General features: G+C 70.5%; 18 protein-coding genes, 2 tRNA genes, 1 other RNA gene, 2 pseudogenes and 1 riboswitch. Of the genes and pseudogenes, 11 read left to right on the top strand and 12 right to left on the bottom strand.

Features of this window, described 5'->3' with window-relative positions; translation table 11 throughout:
- Nucleotides 1-112: 112 nt before the first annotated feature.
- Both CcI156_RS08625 and CcI156_RS08620 read right to left on the bottom strand, forming a co-directional pair.
- On the bottom strand, nt 113-874 hold the full coding sequence (locus CcI156_RS08625; protein ID WP_254847333.1) for a hemerythrin domain-containing protein: 762 nt from the start codon (nt 872-874) through the stop codon (nt 113-115).
- Between the two features lie 204 nt (nt 875-1,078).
- The gene (locus CcI156_RS08620; protein WP_011434754.1) at nt 1,079-1,792 is read right to left on the bottom strand and encodes a PhzF family phenazine biosynthesis protein; all 714 of its coding nucleotides are present in this window, start codon (nt 1,790-1,792) and stop codon (nt 1,079-1,081) included.
- 224 nt (nt 1,793-2,016) lie between these two features.
- Here CcI156_RS08620 and corA point away from each other — a divergent pair, with 224 nt between their 5' ends.
- The 3 genes from corA to CcI156_RS08605 all read left to right on the top strand — a co-directional run bounded on the left by corA (nt 2,017) and on the right by CcI156_RS08605 (nt 5,507).
- Nucleotides 2,017-3,276, top strand: coding sequence for a magnesium/cobalt transporter CorA (corA, locus tag CcI156_RS08615; protein WP_254847332.1), 1,260 nt, complete (start codon nt 2,017-2,019; stop codon nt 3,274-3,276).
- Between the two features lie 214 nt (nt 3,277-3,490).
- Nucleotides 3,491-3,877 (top strand): hypothetical protein, encoded by a 387-nt coding sequence (locus tag CcI156_RS08610; RefSeq protein ID WP_011434752.1) that lies wholly within the window; start codon nt 3,491-3,493, stop codon nt 3,875-3,877.
- Between the two features lie 351 nt (nt 3,878-4,228).
- A riboswitch (cyclic di-AMP (ydaO/yuaA leader) is annotated at nt 4,229-4,395 on the top strand.
- Nucleotides 4,396-4,400: 5 nt separating this feature from the next.
- The gene (locus CcI156_RS08605; RefSeq protein WP_083718382.1) at nt 4,401-5,507 is read left to right on the top strand and encodes a C40 family peptidase; all 1,107 of its coding nucleotides are present in this window, start codon (nt 4,401-4,403) and stop codon (nt 5,505-5,507) included.
- Nucleotides 5,508-6,026: 519 nt separating this feature from the next.
- Here CcI156_RS08605 and CcI156_RS08600 read toward each other — a convergent pair.
- The 3 genes from CcI156_RS08600 to CcI156_RS08590 form a co-directional block, all read right to left on the bottom strand.
- Nucleotides 6,027-6,674: a PHB depolymerase family esterase gene (locus CcI156_RS08600; RefSeq protein ID WP_011434750.1), complete on the bottom strand. Its 648-nt coding sequence runs from the start codon at nt 6,672-6,674 to the stop codon at nt 6,027-6,029.
- A 136-nt stretch (nt 6,675-6,810) separates the two neighbouring features.
- Complete coding sequence (locus tag CcI156_RS08595) at nt 6,811-7,554, bottom strand: type 1 glutamine amidotransferase (RefSeq protein ID WP_011434749.1); 744 nt, start codon at nt 7,552-7,554, stop codon at nt 6,811-6,813.
- Between the two features lie 98 nt (nt 7,555-7,652).
- Entirely contained in the window at nt 7,653-8,903 is a 1,251-nt protein-coding gene (locus tag CcI156_RS08590; RefSeq protein ID WP_076805203.1) for a MurT ligase domain-containing protein, read from the bottom strand.
- A gap of 420 nt (nt 8,904-9,323) precedes the next feature.
- Here CcI156_RS08590 and CcI156_RS08585 point away from each other — a divergent pair, with 420 nt between their 5' ends.
- The 3 genes from CcI156_RS08585 to CcI156_RS08575 all read left to right on the top strand — a co-directional run bounded on the left by CcI156_RS08585 (nt 9,324) and on the right by CcI156_RS08575 (nt 10,593).
- Nucleotides 9,324-9,815 (top strand): tRNA adenosine deaminase-associated protein, encoded by a 492-nt coding sequence (locus tag CcI156_RS08585; RefSeq protein WP_011434747.1) that lies wholly within the window; start codon nt 9,324-9,326, stop codon nt 9,813-9,815.
- 42 nt (nt 9,816-9,857) lie between these two features.
- Nucleotides 9,858-10,388 carry a tRNA adenosine(34) deaminase TadA gene (gene tadA / locus CcI156_RS08580; RefSeq protein ID WP_011434746.1) on the top strand — a complete coding sequence of 177 codons (531 nt, stop codon included), beginning with the start codon at nt 9,858-9,860 and terminating at the stop codon, nt 10,386-10,388.
- 118 nt (nt 10,389-10,506) lie between these two features.
- Nucleotides 10,507-10,593: transfer RNA gene (locus CcI156_RS08575), tRNA-Ser, on the top strand.
- Between the two features lie 127 nt (nt 10,594-10,720).
- On the opposite strand, the gene CcI156_RS08570 is transcribed toward CcI156_RS08575, so the two are convergent.
- Entirely contained in the window at nt 10,721-12,106 is a 1,386-nt protein-coding gene (locus CcI156_RS08570; protein ID WP_076805201.1) for a pyridoxal-dependent decarboxylase, read from the bottom strand.
- 534 nt (nt 12,107-12,640) lie between these two features.
- Nucleotides 12,641-12,976, bottom strand: a complete 336-nt coding sequence (locus tag CcI156_RS08565) for a DUF4326 domain-containing protein (RefSeq protein ID WP_023840114.1) — start codon at nt 12,974-12,976, stop codon at nt 12,641-12,643.
- A gap of 631 nt (nt 12,977-13,607) precedes the next feature.
- Between CcI156_RS08565 and CcI156_RS08560 the strand changes: the two genes are divergently transcribed.
- Nucleotides 13,608-16,616 (top strand): TIR domain-containing protein, encoded by a 3,009-nt coding sequence (locus CcI156_RS08560; RefSeq protein ID WP_254847331.1) that lies wholly within the window; start codon nt 13,608-13,610, stop codon nt 16,614-16,616.
- A gap of 37 nt (nt 16,617-16,653) precedes the next feature.
- On the opposite strand, the gene CcI156_RS08555 is transcribed toward CcI156_RS08560, so the two are convergent.
- The 4 genes and pseudogenes from CcI156_RS08555 to CcI156_RS08545 form a co-directional block, all read right to left on the bottom strand.
- Nucleotides 16,654-17,691 carry a hypothetical protein gene (locus tag CcI156_RS08555; RefSeq protein WP_076805199.1) on the bottom strand — a complete coding sequence of 346 codons (1,038 nt, stop codon included), beginning with the start codon at nt 17,689-17,691 and terminating at the stop codon, nt 16,654-16,656.
- 85 nt (nt 17,692-17,776) lie between these two features.
- Nucleotides 17,777-18,361: a glycosyltransferase gene (locus CcI156_RS24665; RefSeq protein ID WP_139341451.1), complete on the bottom strand. Its 585-nt coding sequence runs from the start codon at nt 18,359-18,361 to the stop codon at nt 17,777-17,779.
- A 154-nt stretch (nt 18,362-18,515) separates the two neighbouring features.
- Nucleotides 18,516-18,749: pseudogene (locus CcI156_RS26755) on the bottom strand (radical SAM protein); the annotation flags it as partial.
- Nucleotides 18,750-18,780: 31 nt separating this feature from the next.
- Nucleotides 18,781-19,254, bottom strand: coding sequence for a hypothetical protein (locus CcI156_RS08545; protein WP_011434739.1), 474 nt, complete (start codon nt 19,252-19,254; stop codon nt 18,781-18,783).
- 61 nt (nt 19,255-19,315) lie between these two features.
- On the opposite strand from CcI156_RS08545, the gene CcI156_RS25560 reads away from it, so the two are divergent.
- The 3 genes and pseudogenes from CcI156_RS25560 to CcI156_RS08530 all read left to right on the top strand — a co-directional run.
- On the top strand, nt 19,316-19,552 hold the full coding sequence (locus CcI156_RS25560) for a hypothetical protein (RefSeq protein ID WP_023840118.1): 237 nt from the start codon (nt 19,316-19,318) through the stop codon (nt 19,550-19,552).
- Nucleotides 19,553-19,571: 19 nt separating this feature from the next.
- A complete protein-coding gene (locus CcI156_RS25555; protein ID WP_023840119.1) occupies nt 19,572-20,117 on the top strand; it encodes a hypothetical protein in 546 nt (181 codons plus the stop codon).
- A gap of 1,050 nt (nt 20,118-21,167) precedes the next feature.
- Nucleotides 21,168-21,401: pseudogene (locus tag CcI156_RS08530) on the top strand (zinc ribbon domain-containing protein); the annotation flags it as partial.
- A gap of 279 nt (nt 21,402-21,680) precedes the next feature.
- On the opposite strand, the gene CcI156_RS08520 reads toward CcI156_RS08530, so the two are convergent.
- Nucleotides 21,681-21,765: transfer RNA gene (locus CcI156_RS08520), tRNA-Ser, on the bottom strand.
- 106 nt (nt 21,766-21,871) lie between these two features.
- On the opposite strand from CcI156_RS08520, the gene ffs reads away from it, so the two are divergent.
- An RNA gene (gene ffs, locus CcI156_RS08515) (signal recognition particle sRNA small type) lies at nt 21,872-21,968 on the top strand.
- Nucleotides 21,969-21,989: the final 21 nt, after the last annotated feature.

Genomic DNA, 21,989 nt, shown 5'->3' with positions numbered 1-21,989 from the left:
GTGGACCGCGGCCAGGAAGACCGTCAGGAAGACAGAGCGCGACGGGCTCCGGAAGACCGGGCTCAGGAAGACATGGTGGGCCTACGGAAACGACGGCAGTCGCAAGGACGGATCAATGAGCGGCGATGTGGCTACCAGTGACGTTGTGGCTACCAGCGGCGGTGTCGCCCTRCGCGCCTTCCTTCCCTGACGGGGTCTCACCCGCAGCCGGCGCCGTGGGACGGCCCAGCAGGTACCAGCCCCACAGCCCGGCGGGCACCGGGGCCCGCCTCGGCGCGCCGGGCACCTCCCGGGCGTCCATCACGTCGAGCAGGTGATCCCAGTAGCCCGTCAGGCGGGCCGCCAGGCTTCCACCGAACAGCCTGCTGTGCAGAAGGTGCGGATGYGGTCGGGTCGGAGCGTGGCGCATCGCGTCGGAGAAGCGGTCGAGGAGATCCCGGCGCTCGTCGTCGGACAGCTCGGCCATCAGCTCACGCAGAAGTTCGTCCTCCAGCGTCGCATGTTCGACCATCAACGCGGCCAGATCCCGGCGCAGGTTCGCGACCGGCTCCGCGGGCCGGTTGAGGTCCCCCTGGACGTACTGTTCAATGCCGCGCATCACCGAGGAGCAGCGCCGCGCCAAGCGGCCCAGGTCCGCCACCCGCGCCCGGCCGCCCACGACCCGGCGGGCCATCTCCGGGTAGACCACCGACTCCATCGCGCTCAGGTGCGCGGAGACGGCGGCCACGGCCGCGTCGCTGGCGCGCAGCGCCTGCCGCGGGTCGGTCGACGGACCATCCACGTCACCGTGGGCACCGACGTCGCGCGAGAGCTCGATCAGACGGACGGCATCCTGATGCGCGGCCTCCACCAAGGTCACCAACGTCTCGGCCATGACCACCTCGCAGCCCATGGGCGGATACCCAGCGGAGAGCTACCGGGATCCAAAGCTACGCCTATCCGACCCGGTCCGCATCTCGGCAGCCACCACGCAGCCGTAACCCGGTACCCACAAAGGGTGCCAGTCGCCTCGCTCGGCACCTACACTCTCAGGCTTGGTCCCCGTGGTGTCCGGCCGTGGCCGCGCCGAACGGCACCGTCACCGGGCGAGGAACTCGTCGAGATCGGCGAGGAACCTCGTCTCGTCCTCGACCACCAAGCCGCCGACATCGGCGTGGCCGGGCGGACCCGGCTGCGCGAGCACAATCGAACCGGCGCCGTGCCGGATGGTGAGCCGCCGCCCGAGCATCGCGGCCAGTCGCATGGAAGCCGACCCGCAGGCCTCGTCCTCGGTGACGCCGTGCCTGCTGGCGAAGGCCCGGGCCCGCACGACCCCGCCCGGCTCATCCTCCCACGCCCAGAGCTGGGTCAGGTCCTCGGCGGGTGGACGGGGCAGGTCGAGCGCGTCGACCTGGCCCGGGTCCGCGAGCATCTCATGCCACCAGCAGGGCACGGCGGCCAGGGCGCCGCGGACCCAGACCCGGCCCTGCTCCTGCCAGCTGACCGCCTCGCCGCCGGCCGGGCGGAGGATCTCCGGATGGCCACCGAGCAGCCGACCCAACAGCCAGGCCGACCCCACCAAGGCGTGCCCCGCCATGGGCAGCTCCCCGGTGGGCGTAAAGGTGGCCAGCTCCGCCAACTCCGGGTCGTCGACGAAGACCGTGGCGGGGCAGCCCAGTCGGCGCGCGACGACGGACCGCTCCCGCGCGTCGGGCAGCAGCTTCGCGGCATCCAGCACCACGGCGAGCAGGCTGCCGCCGGCGCCCGTCTCGTCGGCGAACACCCGAAGCGTGCGTACCTCGATCCCGATCACTCGATCCTCCCTGTGACGTATCCCATGCGCCGGACGTGTATCTCACCCTTCGTGCCACACCACGCCGGCACAGTTGCCAGGCATCCGCGTCCACGGTGAAGCCCGGATCGCCTCCGGACGGCCGGCACCGACTTGTCACCATGAAGGTTCACCAGCGGGGAAGGGCGTGGGAGATGCCGACAGGTGGACCTGGACATGGATCGGCGGCAGGGAAGAAGGCAGTGATGCGGGACGACGCGGTGCCGGGCGAAAGGGTACGCGACGAGACGGTACGCGAGACCCGGGGACGCGACGTTGATGGCGCGCGCCCGGACGGCGGCGACCACGGCAGCCAGCATCCCGTTCGGGAGGTGCTGGGGGACGCCCTGGAGCAGGCGTCGGCCAACGCCCATAAGCTCGCCGGCGCGCTGACCCGTCCGGTCTCCCTGGTCCGGGTGGGTCGCAAACGACGCGGGGCGCCCCGCTCCGAGCTACCGCGGACACCGGACGGGCGCGTCATGGCCTGCGGCGTGTACAGCCATGGCCGGCGGGTCACCATGGACATCGACCAGGCCGACGCGCTGCGGTTGGCGCGGTCCGAACGCAACGGGTTCGCCTGGCTCGGCCTGTTCGAGCCGAGCTACGAGCAGCTCACCGCGATCGCCGAGGAGTACAGGCTGGACAAGCTCGCGGTGGAGGACGCGGTCACCGGCCACCAGCGCCCCAAGCTCGAGCAATACGAGAACCACCTGTTCATGGTGCTCAAGACGACCAGTTACGTGGAGCACACCCAGGTAACGGGCACCTCCGAGGTAGTCACCACCGGCGAAATCATGATCTTCCTCGGCGAGGACTTCGTCGTGACCGTGCGGCACGGCAGGCACGGGGAGATGACGAAGCTGCGCGGCCGGCTGGAGGCCAACCCGGAGATGCTCCGGCACGGCCCGACGGCCGTGCTGCACGCCATCTGCGACAGCATTGTGGACGACTACGTCCGCACCGTGGAAAGCATCCAGGCCGACGTCGACCAGATCGAGACGGGCGTCTTCCACCGGGATCAGAAGYCGTCGACGGAAAGCGCCTACCAGATGAAACGCGAGCTTCTGGAGCTCAAGCACGCGGTGCTGCCGCTCGCGGGCCCGTTGCGTACCCTCACCATGGACGCCCCCACGATGGTCGACGTGGCGATGCGCCGTTACTTCCGGGACGTCGCCGACCACCTCGAGCAGGTCAGCGAGCGAATAGCTCACTTCGACGAGCTGCTTTCCTCCGTGCTCCAGGCGACGCTGACGCAGGTGACGATCGCGCAGAACGAGGACATGCGACGGATCAGTGCCTGGGTGGCGATCGGCGCCGTCCCGACCGCCGTCGCCGGGATCTACGGCATGAACTTCGACCACATGCCGGAGCTTCGTCAGACGTGGGGCTACCCGGCCGTCCTGGCCGTCATTACGACGATCTGTCTGTTTCTCTACCGTGCGTTCAAGCGCAACGGCTGGCTCTGACACCGACCTGCATGCTATGCGCGCATAGACCACGACAATGACGGCAGATCCATAGTCCCTTTTTACTATAAGTTGGCTGACGCGACGTATCCGTACGATGGGTTACCCCTGGCCCGCCACGTCGGTTACCGTTACCAACCGTGTCGGAGCAACCGGGTCTCGCGCCAGCCGCTCGGCGCGGTCCCCGCCGACCCCCCACCCCTCGGGGGACTCCATGACCTCGCCTGACCCCAAGAGTCGTAAAACGGCCATCCTGCCCGATCGGGGCGATCTCATCGCGGAGCTCGCCGGCCGGCTGGAGGCCCTCGACGCGCTCCTCAACCGGCTGGAGGATGCCGAGCGGCAGGCCGCCGACGCCAGCGAGCATCTCATCCGGACCCGCCGGTGGCAGGAGGACACGGTCCGGACCATCCAGGAGGAGCGGGCTCGGATGCGCCAGCGCCAGCACGCCCTCGACGAGCTCGCCGACCACGCCCGCGCCGCGGTCGAGGCGCTGGCGCACCACCGCTCGCTGCCCCGTGAGGTCCACGAGCTCGCGGTCGAGCTCCAAGTGCTCGATGCGGCGGGATTCCTCACCCGCCGCGGCTCCCGGTCCCGCTGAGGGGGGTGCACACCCGGCCTCACCCGTCGACTACTTTAAGTAGTCAAAATCGCCCACGGGCCGCGGGAGGGCTACCCGCCCGCCCGCCTCTCACCCGGACCGGCCGCCGCCGCGGACCCCACACGCAACGAAAAACCAGCAGGACAAACGGGGCGCGAAGGGCCTTAGGGCCGCCCGGTCAGCCCGGCCGACCGCGCGGGCCGCCGACGCCGCGCGACGGGAACTTCAACGCGCACTCGCTGTAGTTGGGAAGGACTAGTGTTTACCCACCCCATCCAAGTGGACTAGTCTCACGCCGACGTCACGACAACACCGGGCCGAACGCCGAGTCCTGCCCCCGGCCCCGGTGTCCCCTCCGAGTCGTCATCAGGGGCAGGAGCGGGGGACCCACCTCCACCGGCCGGCGCCGATCCGCGGTGTCGACCTAGGGGTGAAGCTCGACGCGTGAAGGTCACGCGAGAGCCGGGCAGCCCAGCCCGAACCCGACAGCTCACTTCGCAGGCGCACGGGAAGGAATACACCGTTGTCCGCGCAAAGCGTGMAGCTCGACGAAGAAACGCGAGGCGCCGGTCGCGGCCGTCACCGCGCACCCTCCGCGCCCCCGGCCGCCCGCAGCCGGGCCCGGGCCCGCGCCTTCGCCGCCGTGACCACCGGGACCGTCGCGGTCTCCGGAGTGGCTCTCGCCGGCTGCGCCACCGACATCAACGCCGACGCCGCGAAGGACGAGCAGCCGAACACCGCTCCGATCACCCTCGCCGCGCAGATCGGCTCCCAGGCCGCCCTGGGGGGCAGCATCGCCGCCGCGGCGGTCAGCACCCACGGCTCCACCTCCCTGCTCGGCTCGACGGGCGGTGTCGACGCCCCGCCCCTGGCCGGCAAGGTTCAGGTCGGTCTCCGGGTGACCAACCCCGACGTGAGCGTCAGCGCGGACCAKCCGATCGACATCGGCTTCTCGCTCTACAACGAGCAGACCCACGAACCGCTGGCGAACCAGCTGGTCAAGGTGCAGGTGAAGCTCCCCACCGGGTGGGCCACCTTCAAGCACCTYTACACCAACGCCCAGGGCTACGCCTCCTACACGGCCCGGGTGCTCACCACCACGAATGTCACCGCGGTCTTCGACGGCACGGACGCCCTGCAGTCCGCCCGCTCGGCGAACGACGCCACCCTGCGCGTACGGCCGGCGCCCACCCCCCGGCTCGTCCGCAACGCCGCCTGGTCGGATCTCCTCACGACAGGGGACGCCGCGGACCAGGCGTCGGTTCCGGTCCCGTCGAGCTCCCTCGGGGAGAAGGCCGTCTACCTGGCCTCCCTGCAGGCCGGCAAGCCCTACGTCTACGGTGCGGAGGGCCCGAGCTCGTTCGACTGCTCCGGCCTCATCCAGTACATCTTCAAGCAGCTCGGCAGGAGCGTGCCGCGGACGACCGACGCCCAGTTCGCCGCCGCCACCCGGGTGTCGCAGTACAACAAACAGCCCGGCGACCTGATCTTCTTCGGGACACCCGGGAACATTTACCACGTCGGCATCTACGCGGGCGACGGCATGATGTGGGCGGCGCCGCACACCGGCGACGTCGTGTCGCTCAAGAAGATCTATACCACCTCCTACTACGTCGGTCGGATCCTCTAGCGGCCGGTCGGAGCCGGCGCACCGCCCTCATGCCGACGCAACGGCTCACCCGGCTCCGGTGGATCRCCTTCGCGGCTGGGGCGCGGACCACACGAGCCCTGCCAGTCCACGAGCGGCCGGCTACCGAGCCCCTCTCCAGGCGCCGACCCGAAGCCGTGGAAGCCGGACCCGGGACTCCCACCCACCGGCGAAGCCGCGGACAGACCAGCAAGCGGGCCCTGTCACCGCCCGACAACCCGCCTATGTGGTTCCTTTCCAGCTCTCCGGACGGGCCCTCCTTCCGGTGGGACGGACGTCAGATCTCCCCCCCATCTGACGTCCGTCCGGCCGGAAGGCCCCCGATTCCGCCGGCCTTCCCTCGGATTCCCCCCCCATCCGCACGGGAAGGCCGGCGGGCCTCGGGCCCCGGCCGACCAGGTCCGCCGATGCCGCTACCCCCCTCCCGGCGGCATCGGCGGACTTCAGCCCTCGGTCTCTGCCCGGTGCGGAAACCGCCCGGCCCGCTCGCGGGCGCCGCGGTCAGGCCCCCAGCCGGTGACCAGACGAGAACTTCCACAGGGTCTCGCTGACCTTCCGGTCCCAGGAGGCCTCCGGGGCCCGGCCCTCCGGGACACGGTCCTGGCAGGTCGGCCCGGGCTCCGGGTCGAACTGCCCGACGACGCCGACCGCGGCGAACTCCGGCTTACCCGGGGCGCAGGCGGCGGTCAGGGCCAGCCGGGCACCCTCGCCGATCCCCCACACGTAGACCCGGTTCGGATCCACCTTGGTCCGTTTCGTGGAGACGAAGCGGACCACGTCGCGCAGATAGCGCACGTCGGCCCCCTCGGGTCCGTCGATCCGCCACGTGCCGCCCACGGCTTCCGGGAAGGCCACCGCGAAGTCGCGGGAGTTCGCGAGCTTGCCGGCGTCACTCTGCCGGTCAAGTGACTTCGCGTCCGCGTTGTCGTCGTGCAGGATCAACACCAGCGGAAGCGGGTTGGCGGGATCGGACGGGGCCTGGACGAGCAGCTCGCGGCCCGCCGACGCGTAGTCGCCGGGCAGGCTGACCCGCTGGGTCTTCGGGCGGTCACGGGTCCCGAGGTAGCCCCAGACGACCACGATCACGACACCGACGATGAGCACGGTTCTCTTGTTTTTGCCCCACCATCCGGCGAGGGGATTCGACACCACGGTCCAACCGAACCACACCGCTGGCCGGGAAACGCCGCAAACCTGGCAGCAGATGACGACAAGACCGGGGTCAGACCGGGGCCTGTCCGCCTTGTCCCCCCACTTGTCCCCCCAAAAAAAGCCAGGGGACGCGTCAGGTGACGGCCAACGCGCGGCGCCGGGCCTGGCGCAGCACCTCCACCTCGCGGGGCGCGTCCAACGGCGGCAGCGGACCATGGACCCAGCTCAGCAGGAGATCGGCGAGGGCGGGATTCTGCGCGAGCACCGGCCCGTGCAGGTAGGTGCCGATGACCCGGCCATCCACGATGCCGTCCGTTCCGCCGTCACCGTCACCGATCCCGAGCCGGACCGTACCGAGCGGGATGCCGCTCGCGCCGGGCAACCGCCTCGTCCGCCCGGCGTGATTCTCATACCCGTACAGGGTGGGCAGGCCGAGCCGTGCGTCCGGTTCCACCACGATGTCCCCGACCGCACGCGCCGGCGGCGCGTCCGACGGGCCGAAGGAGCGACGGGTCTCCACGTCGACGAGATTCAGCCCCTCGTGGATCTCCCCACCGGATGGGAAGGTCGCGCCGATCACCTGGTAGCCGGCGCACACGGCGAGCACCGCCGCTCCCGAGCTCACCGCTCGCCGGATCGCCCGGTTCTGCCGGATGCCGTCCGCGGCGAGGACCTGCGGTGCGTCCTCGCCGCCGCCGAGCAGGTAGATATCACAGCTCTCGGGCACCGCCGACCCCGCGGGAACGTTCACCACCTCGACCGGCAAACCACGCCAGCGCAGGCGCTGGGACAGCACGATCGCGTTACCGCCGTCGCCGTAGGTACCAAGCAGCTCGGGGTAGATCAGCGCGATCCTGGTCGCAGAGCCGCCCGTCATCGCGTGGATCCCCTCATCTCGCGCACAAMCTCACTGCGTGCACAACCTCGCCGCGTGCACAACCTAGCCACGTGCACAACCTAGCCACGTGCACAACCTCACTGCGTGGACCTCACCAGCAGATCGCGGAACGCCGTGTAGTTGGCGACGACGTCGACCACCTTCTCGTTGGCGGCCAGGGCCGCGTCCCGCGCACTGGCATACACGCTGTGCGGCACCTMCGCATAGGCCAGCCGCACGCTCATGTCCTCCTTGCGCTCCCCGGTGACCAGCACCTGCCGGCCGGCGAGCCGTTCGAACGGCACGTCCCAGATCCAGGACGGATCCCGCCCGTCAGCGGTCTGGGAGTTGAAGTCGATGACGACAGGCCGCGGCGGCGCGTCCGCCAACAGCTCCATCATCTCCACCCAGCCAGYGGGGTTCTTCGCCAGCAGCAGCCGGCCTCGATGGCCCTCCTCGCCGAGCGCCACCTCCYGATAGCGACCCTGCACATCGCCCAGGCCGGTCATGGCCGCAAGCGCATCCTCGATCTCGACGCCGAACTCCCGGGCCGCGGCGGCGGCCATCGCCGCGTTGCCGAGGTTCACCCGTCCGGGCAGATCGAGCCGGGCCTCGATGGTGCGGCCGTACCAGAGTAGTTCCCGGGAGCCGGTGACCGCTACGATCGGCTCGGGCCTGGCCAGCCCGCACTCGGACCACCAGCCGCTGCTGTTGYGGTGTAGCAGCCGGGCGCACTGCGGGCAGACCATCGCGTCCGCCGTCCAGTTCTGCCCCGCCGACACCCAGACCTGCCGGTGCCAGCCCGCCGCCGCCCAGGCCACCAGGGGATCATCGACGTTCGCGACCACCGTCGTGTCGCGCAGCTCCGAGCCGAGCTCGCGCCACATGGCGGCGATGCGCCGCGTCTCGTTGGACCGGTCGAGCTGGTCACGGCTGATGTTCAGCAGCAGGACCACCCGCGGCGAGATCTCCCTGGCCACCTTCGGCAGCCAGATCTCGTCCACCTCGAGAGCCGCCGCCGCGTCAAACGGCGGCCGGGACAGCGCGGCCAGCACCCCGGGCGCCATGTTCGCCCCGCCGCTGTTCGACTTGACCGGCCCCAGGGTGCCCAGGGCCCGGGCAAGCAGCCTCGTGGTGGTGGTCTTGCCGTTGGTGCCCGACACGCAGGCGGTCATCCGGTGGGAGCCGACCTCGGCGAGCGCCGCCGGGGATACCCGCAGCGCGAGCTTGCCACCGATCATCTCGCCGGAACCACGGCCGAGCCGGCGTGACGCCTCGGCCGCCAGGCGTTCAACGGCGAGCGCGGCCTGGGTCCTGGCGGTGAACCGGCGGGGGATTGATGTCGTCATCGCGGTTTCTACAGTGCCACGACGGCACCGGGCGGCGAAGCCCGCCCCGTCTTCTGTTCCGATAGATCCCGGTCCAGTCCCCGGTCATCGGCCCGGTACCACCCGGTAGCGCCCCCGGACGGGGGTTTGTTCCAGCCCGGACATTACCTCACGTGAGCTGGCGTTACCCATAGTCCGTTGGGGAAGGTGTCGACCGGACCACCGTCGCGGAATCGACGCGGCATCGCGGTAGAACTCACCTGACAGGGTGAACCGGAATACCCACGGCCGCCCCCACAGGTGAGAATCACAGGCGGAACACGGCTGGTCGGCGCGGGTGCGCCGGTTTGGCCACCGGGGGCCGCGCCGGGCGGGCATCCCGGACCGGCACGGCCGGCCCGGGTCCGCCGCGCGGTTGCAGAAGGGACGTGAGGGCGCACAGTGACCACGAAGGCAATCGCGATCGCGCGGGTACACGGCCACTGGTCGGTGCACGATCTCGACCCGGCCGACGTCGACGACCTCGACGCCCTCACCGACATGATGCGGGATCTGGGTGATGGCCCCGTCGTCGCCTTCCTCGAGGAGGACGACGAGTACCTCGCGGTGGTCCGGGTGTGTCCCGACGACCCGGATCCGCAGGTCTTCCTCTCCGATCGCCGGGTCCTGGTGACCTCCGACCTCGCCGAACGCCTGTTCGCCGACGCGCTGCCCTCGATGGCGGGGCTGACCACCCCGGACGACGAGGATGACGCGTCCGCCGTCACCCATGCCGCCCCCGTGGGCGATCTCGATCTACTCGGCGATCTGGGCACCCCCGCGGAGGCGTTGTTGGAACTGATCGGCGAGGAGGGGATGCTGCCAGGCGATGTGATCAGCGCGCTCAGCGAACGGGCCGGGGCGGGGGAGATCCTCGATGACGCACGTGGCTGAGCCCACCGCTTCGGTCCCGCGCCGCCGGCCCGCTGATCCGGGATGACCGATCCCGACGAGTACCCCCGGGCGGGCGCTCCCGCCCGGCTGAGCGGTCCGCCCGGACCGGACCGCTTCCACGAGGCGATGGGGCTCGCCCTGCGCGAGGCCCGCCTGGCCCCGGACCACGCCGACGTCCCGGTGGGTGCCCTGGTGGTGACCGAGGACGGCACGGTGCTCGGGCTCGGGCACAACGAGCGGGAACGCGGCGCCGATCCCACCGCCCACGCCGAGATGATCGCCCTGCGGGCGGCCGCGCGCCGGACGGGTTCCTGGCGGCTACCGGGAGCCACCCTCGTGGTCACGCTGGAGCCCTGCACCATGTGCGCGGGGGCCCTCGTGCTCGCCCGGGTGGACCGCCTCGTCTACGGCGCGGTTGACGAGAAGGCCGGGGCGGTCGGCTCGCTCTGGGACGTGGTGCGGGACCGGCGGCTCAATCATCGACCCGAAGTGGTCGCCGGGATCCGCGCCGACGAGTGTGGCGCCCTCCTGGCGGAGTTCTTCGCCGCGCGCCGGCGCCCGGCGGGGCGCTAGCCGGCACACCGCCGCCACGCTCGCCCGGTTCGGGGCGACGGGCCGCAGCCTCGGCGCCGTCGGACCCCTACACACCCCGGCGAACCGGACTCTCGCGACGTCCGGTAGGCTAGTCCGCGGTGGAGTCGCCTAGTGGCCGAGGGCGCACGCCTCGAAAGCGTGTGAGGGGGCAACCCCTCCGTGGGTTCAAATCCCACCTCCACCGCCCTAGCGGCACGTCTCGCTCTTCGCGTGCTGGCCGGGCCCGCACAGCGGTCCCGGAGGATCAAGCCCGGGCACCGGGCCGGCGGGGAGACCGGACGGCGGGGAGAGGGAGCCCATCGCGGCGAGGATCAGGCCATCGTGGCGAGGATCGCGCCGATGTCGTCAACGGTGGTCCGCGGGTTGACGATGGCGAACCGGGCGACGGTCTCGCCCTCGTGCACGGTGGGYGGAACAAACGCGAAACCGTCCCGCAGCAGGTTCTCGCTCCACCGCTGGTAGTCCGCGGCCTGCCAACCCAGCCGACGGAACACCACGATCGACAGCTGCGGTTCCCGCACCAGCTCGACGTAAGGCAGCGCGGCGATCTGGAGCGCGGCCGCCCGGGCGGTCGCCAGCGTGGACTCGATGGCCCGGCCGTAGGCCAAGGTGCCATGCGTCGCCAGCGAGAACCAGAACGGCAGCCCGCGGGCCCGCCGGGACAGCCCGATGGCGTAGTCCGACGGGTTCCAGGCCCCCGCCGAATCCAGGACCTCGAGGTAGCCGGCCCGCTGCGGGCCGTGCGCCGCCCGGGCCACCGCCGGATCGCGATACACCAGCGCGCAGGCATCGAACGGCGCGAACAGCCACTTGTGCGGATCGACGATGAACGAGTCGGTCTCGGCGATCCCGTCGAAGAGAGAGTGGGTCGATGCGGCGGCGAGCGCGGCCAGCCCGTAGGCGCCGTCCACATGTACCCACAGCCCGCGGGCCTGACAGACGTCCACCACCCCGCGGATGTCATCGACGGTGCCGAACTGGGTGGTCCCTGCGGTCGCCACCACCGCGAACACGCCGTCGACGGCCTGGGCGCCGTCCTGCTCGGCGAGCCGGTCCAGCGCCTCGGCCAACAGCGGACCGGTCAGTCGTCCGGCGTCATCCGTCGGCACGACGACGACCTCGGTGTCGAGCACCGTGGCGGCCTGGTAGAGGGAGGAGTGCGCTTCGGCCCCACAGACGAACCGCCATCGCGGTGGAGTCGGCCGACCGGCGGCGGTCAACCGGCTCCGGGCGGCATGCCGGGCGGCGGCCAGCRCCGACAGGTTGCCGACGGTGCCCCCCGGTACGAACAGCCCACCGGCGCAGGCGGGGAAGCCCGCGAGGTCCGACAGCCATCGCAGCGCCTCGTTCTCCGCGAAGACCGCGCCCGCGCCCTCCATCCAGCTGCCCGCGTAGATGGACGACGCCCCGACCACCAGATCGAACAATACAGCCGCCTTAGTCGGGGCGGCCGGGATGAAGGCGAGATTGCGGGGATGATCCGTCGAGATGCAGGCGCGGGACAGCTCCTCGTCGAACACCTCGAGAGCGCGACGGCCACCGATGCCCTCGGCGGTGATCGTGGATCCCACCGCCGCCGCCAACTCGTCCCATGACAATGGCGCGTCCAGCGGTACCGGATCGAATCCGAGCCGGACGCGGGCAAAGTCACATATCGCGCGGACGAGGTCGGCAGCCTGCGCGTCAAACCGATGCACAGGCGGAGTCTAGGGTCGGCCATGCCCGGACATCGGGCAGCTCACCCCGCCGCAACACCGGCGTTTCCGGGTCAACCCCGAGTTCACACCGGCTCGTCGCAGACCGTCACAAGTCGCCCGGGTCGGGTGATCTCCCGCGACCCGAKGGACGACGCGAGGCTACGCGTCCTGCTTGCCGCGCTGACGACGGAAGAGGAACCCGCCACCAACCAGGGCAACCAACAGAACAATCGCTCCGACACGCTTCACAACAAACCTCCACGATGAGGACCCGGCCTACGGGACGACATGCCCGGGCGTCCATCCATATACCCCATGGACGCCGCGGAAGGTGCCCAGACCCGCCGTCCCGGGGGACGAACGGCTGACACATCCTCATGCCATCGAAACCGAGCATGCCATGAAGTGGTCCCAGGCGTGCGACCGGACCGCCGGACAAGCCGACGCGTCCTACGACAGCACGATGGACACGTGTCGTATCGCGGGGCAATCTTCACGCGGCCCGGCGTTTGGACGGTGCTTTCACAGTCGCCCTCATCGCACCCGTTCGGCGACAAGGGCTGCGAGGATGTCGGCATGGCAGGGCTCGCCCGGCGGGCACCAGCAGGCCAACCGCTTACCAGCCAGGTCGGGCAACTCGGCGAGCCGCTCCGACCGCGAGTAGCGGCGACCGGACCGGTCGTACCGGACATCCGGCCCACTGCCGGTCATCCACGCCGCGTACAGCTCTACCGCCGCGGACCGCCCCCACTCGCGCTGGTCGAAGGGATTGCCCCATCGGGTCGGCCGGGCGACCACGACCACGTCGTCGGGCCTGCGCCACCCGGCGGCGCGGGAGAGCCGGACATGGGACTGTGCGACGGTCATCATCGGAGGCCTCCCAGCTCGACGACATCCCTGGCGCCGCCCAACTCGCCCGGATCGTCGGTGAGATCCAGATCGTCGGTGAGAATGGCGTGCGTGGATGGTACGGACACCACCATCCCCCCGCACGGGGTTCGCAACCGATCGGCGCGGACCGGGCCGGCTGTCCGTGCCGATCAGGCCACCTCACCGCCGATCCACGTACCAGAGGAGCCACATCGGGCCCGGGAACCAGTGGACGGTCCACGTTCGGCGGACCCGATTCAACGCCACCCCAATAAACAAGCAATCTCTGTGCAATAACCACACAATAACCGTACGATCGTTAATCGTGTGATCGTTGCAGTAAGAAACGTGCCGGAGGCACGGRAACAGCGCAAAAGGGGGCAGCCACAACCATCCAGCCATTCCCCCTTTACTTTCCGTACACCGGAAATTTGATAACGGGTAAAGTACATTTTTTCGACGCGACGAGGTTGCCGTCCCGGCCCTTCTGGTGATATCTCGCGGCGATGCGGCGGGATCGTTCCAGGGCGCCGACGGGACCGGTTGCGACCGGGCGCCGACGAGTATCCATGCCGCCTGCCGGAGGTAGGACAAGCGGCGCATAGAATGTCCGCGAGAATGTGCGCGGCAAATGCGGCGAGTCCTGGGGGCGATGGTGGCACGAGTCTTCGTCAGCCATGCGGGCTCCGACGCGGAGCTGGCCGACAGAGTGCATCAGACGCTGACCCTTCTTGGCCACCGGGTGTTCCTCGCTCAAAACATCCGGGTGGGCGTCCAGCCCGGCGACATGTGGAAGGATCGGTTGCACCGCGAGCTGCGAGCCGCCGACGCCGTGGTCTGTGTCATCACCAACGCCTACAACGCCTCCCCGTGGTGCGCCTACGAACTGGGAATCGCCTACGAGGTCGGCAGCCTRCTGCTGCCGCTGCGCGTGGAGCCGACGGTCACCTCCCCGCTTCTGGAGGACCGGCAGCACGTTCACCTGCACGAGAATCCGGGGTGGGCCGACAACCTGAACATTGGGCTGCGGCGCGTCGAGGCCGGCGGCGGGCTGGGCTGGGCGGACGACCGGTCCCCGTTCCCGGGTCTGCGGCCGTTCACCCGGGACATGGCCAAGGTGTTCTACGGGCGCGGCAACGAGCTGCGGCGACTCACCCACCGGCTACGCTCCCTCGGTGAACAGCGTCTGCTACTGGTGGTCGGCGCCTCCGGATGCGGCAAGTCGTCGCTGGTCACCGCCGGCCTGCCGGCCCAGCTGGCGGGCGAGCCCGGCTGGGAGGTGGCCGACCCCTTCTGGCCGGGCCGGGACCCGGTCCGCAAGCTCGCCCACACCCTGACCCAGGCTGCGAGGCGTGTCGGCCAGCAGTGGGCGGTCACCGACATCGACCGGCAGCTCAGGGAGGACGACCTGGCCCTGATGGGGCTGGCCGAGGAACTTCTGACGGCCGGCTCCGGCCCGGTGCGGGACAGCCTGCTGCTACTGATCATCGATCAGGGCGAGGAGCTGTTCACCCGATCGGACGAAGAGGAACGGGCCCGGTTGGCGACCCTGTTGCGGCATGGGGTCACCGGTCCCGTGCGGGTGGTCATGGCGCTTCGCTCCGAGTTCCAGGACCAGGTCTTCGCCCTGCCCGAACTGAGCGGCCCCCCCGAACAGGGCGGGGTCAACCTGCACGTCTTCCCCCTCCGCCCGCTGGCCCGGGACATGCTGCCGGTCGTCATCACCGAGCCGGCCCGGGTAGCCGGCCTGCACGTGGAGCCGGAGCTGGTCGCCAGGATGGTCGMGGACACCGAGGACGGCGAGGCGCTGCCGCTGCTGGCGTTCACGCTCCATGAGCTGGCCAAGGACCAGACCCGCGGCGGCACCCTGTCGATGGACCGGTACCACGAGCTGGGTGGCGTGCGGGGGGCGCTGGCCCGCCGCGCCGACGCCGTCCTCGACGACGCCGTGGAGACGAGCGGGCTGGGCCGGGAGGAGATCCTGGTCGGCATGGCCGAGCTCGCCACGCTCGACGAGGCCGGTCGGCGGACCCGCCGACGCATCGACCTCAAGGACCTGCCGTCCGACGCGTTGCGGAGAACCTTCCAGGTCTTCGTGAACCAATGGCTGCTGTCCACCCCCAGCGACAGCCTGGGGACCGCCGTCGGGGTCGTCCACGAGGCGTTGCTGACCGCCTGGAAGCCACTGGATGCCGTCATCCGGGAACGGGAAGCCGCCCTGCTCAGTGAGGGCAAGGTCGAGCGTGCCGCCGCCGAGTGGGAGCACAACGACGGCCCGCTCTGGGACGAGGACCGGCTGACCACCGCCATCACGACGCTGTGGCAGTCYTATGAGCGTTTCCGCGCCGGTGAGGAGCCGGTGGTCCATCTCAAACCGGCCGGGCGGAGGTTCATTGACGCGTGCGACCAGCGGATCGAGGAAGCCCGTCGCCAGGAACGTACGCGCGTCGAGGCGGCCCGCCGCCGGGAACGTCACGAACGTCAACGCCGCCAGCAGGTCATCGCTGTCCTTTCCGTGCTCCTCGTCTTCACCGTCGTCGGGGCCGCGGTCGCCACCTGGCAGTCCCTCACCGCCCGGCAGGCGCAGCGCACCGCGGAACGGGCGCAGCGCACCACCGAACGGGCGCGGCACGCCCTGATCACTCACACCCTGCTCGCCGACGCCGACGCCGCGCGGGCGACGGACCAGGTGCGCGCGTTACGACTCGCCATCGCCGCCGAGGACATCGACCCCGGTACCGGTGGTGCGGCCGGCGGTAAGGCCGCCAGTGGTGAGGCCGCCAGTGGTGAGGCCGGCGGTAAGGCCGACAGGGGCGCCGACAGCCGGGCGAACCTGCTGCAAACCCTCGCCGAGGACCCGAACCCACTCGCCAGCCGCGGCGATCCCGTCACCTCGGTGGCGTTTTCCCCGGATGGACGCATCCTGGCCGTCGGCGGCGCGAACGCAACGGTCGTGCTGTGGGATGTGACGGAGGGTCAACATCGTCGGATCGACCCGCCCCTCACCGGCCAGCACAGCGGGATCACGTCGGTGACGTTCTCGCCGGACAGCCGGAACCTCGACGCGACCGGCGTCGACGGGACGGTGCTGCGGTGGGACGTCACCGACCCAGACCGGCCACAATTGCGGGGGCGTGTGAACGCCGCCGCGGCCCTCCCCACGCCGTGGGATGCGTTCTCCCCGGACGGGCGCCTCAGAGCCACCGGCCAGGACGGATCAATCATGCTGGCRGATGTCACCGCCCCGGATCGGCCCCGGCCGCCCAGCATCCTTCTCGCCGACCCCGGACCGGTCCGGGCCGTGGCCTTCTCCCCGCACGGGCAGGTCCTGGCCGCGGTCGGATCTGGCCGGAGGGTATGGCTCTGGGATACCAGCGTCACCCCGCCGCGGCAGATCGGGCAGCCGCTGACCGGGCACACCCGCTCCGTCCTGTCGCTGGCGTTTTCCCCGGACGGCGGGACGCTGGCCTCCGGCGGCAACGATGGCACCGTCCGGCTGTGGCGGCTCGCCGCGGTCGACGCGTTCCGCCGCAACGGCGTCGTCGAGTACGCCTGCCACGAGGCCCAGGGCGGGCTCGACCGGTCGGCGTGGAGCTTCCACATTCCCGGCCTGCCCTACCAGGACACCTGCGCGGGGTGACCGCCGGCGGCACCGGCGGCTACCTCGGCAACGACGGCTACCTCGGCAACGACGGCAACGACGGCAACGTCCAGGTGTCGAGGCGTTCGGCGATGTTGTTCGTGCCCTGGCGCCGCCCGGCGATCCGCCGGGCGTCCGCGAGGAACCGGTGGGTCCGCGTGACCATCACGGCGTTCGGCCGGTGCTCGGAGATGTCCAGTGCCTCGGTGACGAGCGCTTCAGCCTCGTCGACGTGGTGGCGGTACAGGGCCGCTGTAGCCGCGGCGATCCTCGCCATCGACCGCAGGCCGGTCGCCCCGGCGACATCGAGATGGTGCACCGAGGCGTCGGTATAGACCGATGCCGCGTCCGGCTGGCCGAGTTCGACGTACGCTGCCGCGGACAGTTCGGCGAGCGTCAGCATGTGCAGGGTGTCGATCGAGAACCCGGGGTTACCCGACTGCGCGCGACTCAGCGTCCCCTGGATGCGCCAGGCACGATTGATCGCTTCGTGCACGCCCGCCCGTTCACCGAGCGCGCCCAGGGTACGGGCCTCTATCGCCGCGGCGCGGCTGGCGGCCGGCGAGCCCGCACCGACGTGGGACGTGGCGGCGCGGGCCAGCGCGAGGGCGGAGGTCAGGCGGCCGGACTTGCGGGCCAGGGAGCTCTGCCACAGCCGAACCCAGCACTGAAGTGTCCGGTCCCGCGCCTCCTCGGCGTGGCCGAACGCCTCGGCGAACGCGGCCGTCGSCCCGGGGATATCACCGAGGTCGTGGCGGGTGGTGGCCCACAGGGCGGCCAGGCGGCCGGCGGCGCGGTGCAGGCGGGCGTCGACGGCGGTCGGGTGCCCGCCCTCGGCGAGCAGGGAGCGGACGGCCGGCAGATGCCGGCGTAGGTACACGCTCGTCGCGCCGATCGGAGTCCGCTCGTACGCCCCGGTGATCTGCTCGATGCGGACGTCGATGTGGTTCAGGACGTCCTCGGACGCGATCACTCTCGGGATCACTCGCCCGCTCCGGACCATGAACAGCCCGGGTGGCAGGGATGCCCCCGCCGCCAGCCGGAGGAACCGCCGTCGATCGGACTCGTCGCCCATGCCGCACCTGCGCTTCGGGATGTCGCCCGCCTCCCATGACCATGATCCGTCCGTGGGCAGTCGAGAAACGGGTCATCGTCCATGGTCACGCCCCGTCTTCCATGATCATGCCCCGTCTGCCGGTCCGACTGCACACTCGCTGGACGCTAGCCGGGGCGGCCGCCCGCCGGAAGCGGAAACACCCAGCACAACGTGGTCTCCCGCGGCCTGCGGGCCACGGCCCACGGCGTCCCACGGCGGCACCGGTCGACCCGGCGCAGGTCACTAGCCGTGACTTTTGCACCGGCGGAGCCTCAGTGCGGTCGTGGCAGCCGCCCGCCGGCAGCCGGCCGCGACGGGCGAGGTCGGYGGTGATGTGGGTGAGGTTCGCCGCGTTGTGCAACCGCCAGCGTTCCCAGCCGGGAGTGCCCTTGCGCACCCGCTCCGGCCGGACGTCCGCGGCGTCGGTAACGGTCTCGAAGGGTTTCTGCTCGTGCGGCCGCACGTCCGTGACGTGGCTCAGCCCCTGCGGTGGGGTGCCGACGAAGCCGCAGCGCAGGATGCGGATGGYGGCGAGCAGCCGGTCCACGAGGGCCGGCTCGCAGAGCACATCGTCGTCGAGGTAGAGCACATATCGGCCGCGGGACGCGTCGAGCAGGAACTGGCGCTGCTCCGCCATGCCCCGCCACATCCGCCCCCGGTGCACCTCGACGGCGCCGCCCCGCGGTGTAGTAGCTGGTGGACATCCGTACCCCAGGCCGCGTCAGTGTCGGCCAGAGGCCATCCGGGATCCGGACCAGATTGGTGAAGATCTCCACCGTCATGCCGGTGTCGAGCGCCCGGCCGACAAACTCGGGCAGCGCCGGGTGCAACGTCGGCTCACCGCCGATCATCGACACCAGGCGGACCCCGAGCTCGGCGGCAGCGTCGATGACCTCCGCCCAGTCGGCCGCGGTCATCGGCCCGTGCCCGCCGGCCGGGCCCGAGTCGGCGTAGCAGTGGGAACAGGAAAGCTGGCAGCRGCCGGTGAGCTCCAGCGACAGCCGGTCGATCGGCGGTGGGGCAAGGGTGGTGGTCACTTGTTCTCCTTGCGGGTGGATGCGGTGGGGATCAGTGGGCGGTGAGGGCTCGCGGGGGATGGAGCTCGCCGCCCTGGTGGAGGGCGGCGCGCTGCGTGAGCTGGTCGGGGGTGAGGGCCTTCATCCCGTGGTAGGTGCCGGCGACCTGGGCGCGGGCGAGTTCGAGCGCGAGCGCCGCCCACTGGACGAGCTGGCGGTCGATCTCCTCCATCTGCTCGGTCGCGGGCAGCGTGCCGCCGTACAGGAGGTGGTGGACGAGCGCGACGGTCCGCGCCATCTGGCGGACGTTGGTGTCGGCGGTGCCCTGGTAGCGGGTGCACTCCTCGGTGAGGATCTTCACCTGCTCGTCGCTGAGGTTCAGGGCCTCGCGGTGCTCGACGTCCTGGCCGAACAGTCGGCCTGCTCGGAGCCGCTGCCGTTGCCGCCCAGATCTCCGGACGGATCGCGGCCGCCGCCGCCATCGCCCCCCGACGCTGCGGGAGATCGAGGCGAACATCAACCGCATCGCCCGCGCCTACATCGTCACCCCGCCGGCCGAGCTCGCCGCCGAAGCCGAACGGGAGTGGATGGCCGTCGAGCAGATGCTCGATCGCCGGGTGCGAGGGAAGACCCGGACCACGTTGGACCTCCGCGCCGGCCAGTACGCGATCTATCTCGCGTTGACCGCCAACGACCTCGGCGCGCAGGAGGATTCCGACACCTATCTCGATCTTGCCGGTCAGCACGCCCAGGAAGCCGGCGACCGGCTCCTGTCCGACTGCGTCGCCGCGGTCGGACAGCTCGTTCGCCTACTTCCGGAATGATCCGCATCGCGCGCGGAGCGTGGCCGCGGAGCGGCGCCGTGACGCGCACCCCTACGCGCGGCCCATGCTGGCCGCCTGCGAATCGCGGTCCGCCGCCCGCGGGGGCGACGAGTCGACCGCGCGAGCCGCGCTAGACGACATGTGGGACCACCTGTGGAACGGACCCGTCATGCCCGGTGAGGTCCGCATCGATGAAGGCCAGGCCGTGGCTCAGACAGCGGCGATCCTCGCCACCCTGCGGGACCCGGCCTCCGAGAAGTTCGCGCAGCGCGCCGTCGACGCCTACCTCGGAAGCGGCCGGTCGGCGAACCTCGGCGGCTCCTACAACGCCCTCGCCCGCAGCTACCTGCACCGGGCCGAACCGGACCCGGAACGGGCCACCGCTGCGACGCGCAGTGCGTTGGAGGCGGTCGGAGACCAGCGGACTTCGTGGGTCGTCGGACCAGCCGCGAAGACCTGGCGCACCCTGGATGCCCGCTGGGGAACGATGCCGGCGGTCCGGGAACTCGGCGAACCGGTCGCGGCAGCGCAACGCCCGGCACTGACGTCCGGAACGAACGTCTGAGCCGCGCCTTTCTGCATGCCTACCGCGTGCTCCGCGGCCATAGGGACCGCGGCGGCGCCCGTTCTGCCCATAGCGGGCGGGCAGCGTCACGGCGTCGGTGTGCGACGCGCAGATGCAGTAACGGATCCCGAGGCCGCAGATCTGGCCGCGAGGGTCGTCGGTGGCCAGATGTCCGCAAATGCCGCCGCGCGGGAAATGGGCTGGCGGCACCCGCGGATCGTCGTCTCCTCGCCTACCGCGGTCGCTGCCGCTCTCCGTAAGCACATGTCCCGCGATGACCTAGCGCGCCTGATCGCGATCCTCCAGGAAGGCAACAGCCATGGATGACCTGTACGCCCGCGCCGGGCTGATCCGTCACAAGGTCAACGTGTTCGCTGCGATGGACACGGACGGGAAGGCGTATTCGCCGCTCCGTCCCGAACCGGAATCCGGCCCGGAACCCGCAGCCCCGGCCCCCAATCGCGTGATCTCAGTCACATAGCGGGTCAATCAATAGAAGATCATAGATCTTGATGTTTCAAGATCAATAATTTGCCGTAGCCGGATGATCGTCGATATGAACGGATGTGGGTCGCCCTCGGTCGGTCCGCTCCACAAGGGAGTGGTCTGGCTAAAGGGAGGAACCCCGTGTTTCTGATCGTTCTGATGACCGCGGTACCCGAGGCGCTGTACCGCGGTGTCTGGCTGCTGGGGCTGATCGTGGTGCTTCGCGGCGCGACTCCGGCGGAGCGGGAAGCCCTCCTCAGAGCCTACGGACSGGCATATCCAGCACCGCGAGCTCAGAGAGTGTCACGGCAGCGGTGACCGTCAGCCGGCGCGGTGTCCAGCGAGGGCGTAGGCGGGGTGCCGGGCGCGGTTGTACCGCTGAGTGGTGCGCGGGTMGGCGTGGCCGGCGGCGTCCTGGACGTCGTGCAGGGGCAGGTCGGATCGCCACGTTGCGGAGCGGGTGGTTCCTGCGGAGGTCGGTCTGCCGGGTGTACCGGTCGAGCGCGGTCGACGTTGGAGACCACCGGCCTCCCTCCGCGATCGCCGCGCGGGGCGCGCCTGCGGACGCTGTCCGAGCGCACGTTCACCTGCCAGTCCTGCGGACTGGTACTCGACCGCGACCACAACGCCGCAATCAACCTGSACAACCTCGTCGCCGCCAGTGCGTCGGAGACGGTAAACGCCCGTGGAGACGACCGTAAGACCCGCGCAAGCGGGCAGGTGGCTAAGAAGCGGGAACCGAGCGCGGCTTCGGCCGATCAGACTCGGGGCGCCTCGCCGAGAGGCAAGGCGGCATGAGAGCACCATTGGACGCTCACATGCAACGGTGTCGACATCACGCTGGTGTCCAAGCGGCACGGGCACAGCTCCACCGCGATCACCGGCAACCTCTACGTCCACCTGATGCGGTCGTCCGGCCAGCGGGCCGCCGAGGCGGTGGCTACCGCGGTGCCCCGCACACGCCGGACTCTCACGGGACTCTCACAACGATCATCGGAGGATGGTGACCCTGTGTCCGACCCGGAATCCGCCCAGGTCAGGAGCCTTGATCATAATTGCCGGAATACAGCGAAACGGCGGAGGATGCGAGATTCGAACTCGCGAGGGGTTGCCMCCAACACGCTTTCCAAGCGTGCGCCCTAGGCCACTAGGCGAATCCTCCGTGGATGAGACTATCTGATCGTTGCGGGGCCGGGCGCCGGGCCTGCCGCCGTGCCGCCCGGCAGACCTCGGAATTCATGATCGTCCATCACGGGCTAGACTGCACAGCAGACCCCTCGTGCGGCGTTACCCTCGTGAACCCCCCCAGGGCCGGAAGGCAGCAAGGGTAAGCGGGCTCTGGCGGGTGTGCGGGGGGTCCTCTCGTTTCGCCGATCGTCTCGTCGA

The organism is Frankia sp. CcI156, from assembly GCF_001983015.1.
Lineage (GTDB): Bacteria > Actinomycetota > Actinomycetes > Frankiales > Frankiaceae > Frankia > Frankia casuarinae.
This window is presented reverse-complemented; position numbering and strand designations above follow the sequence as displayed.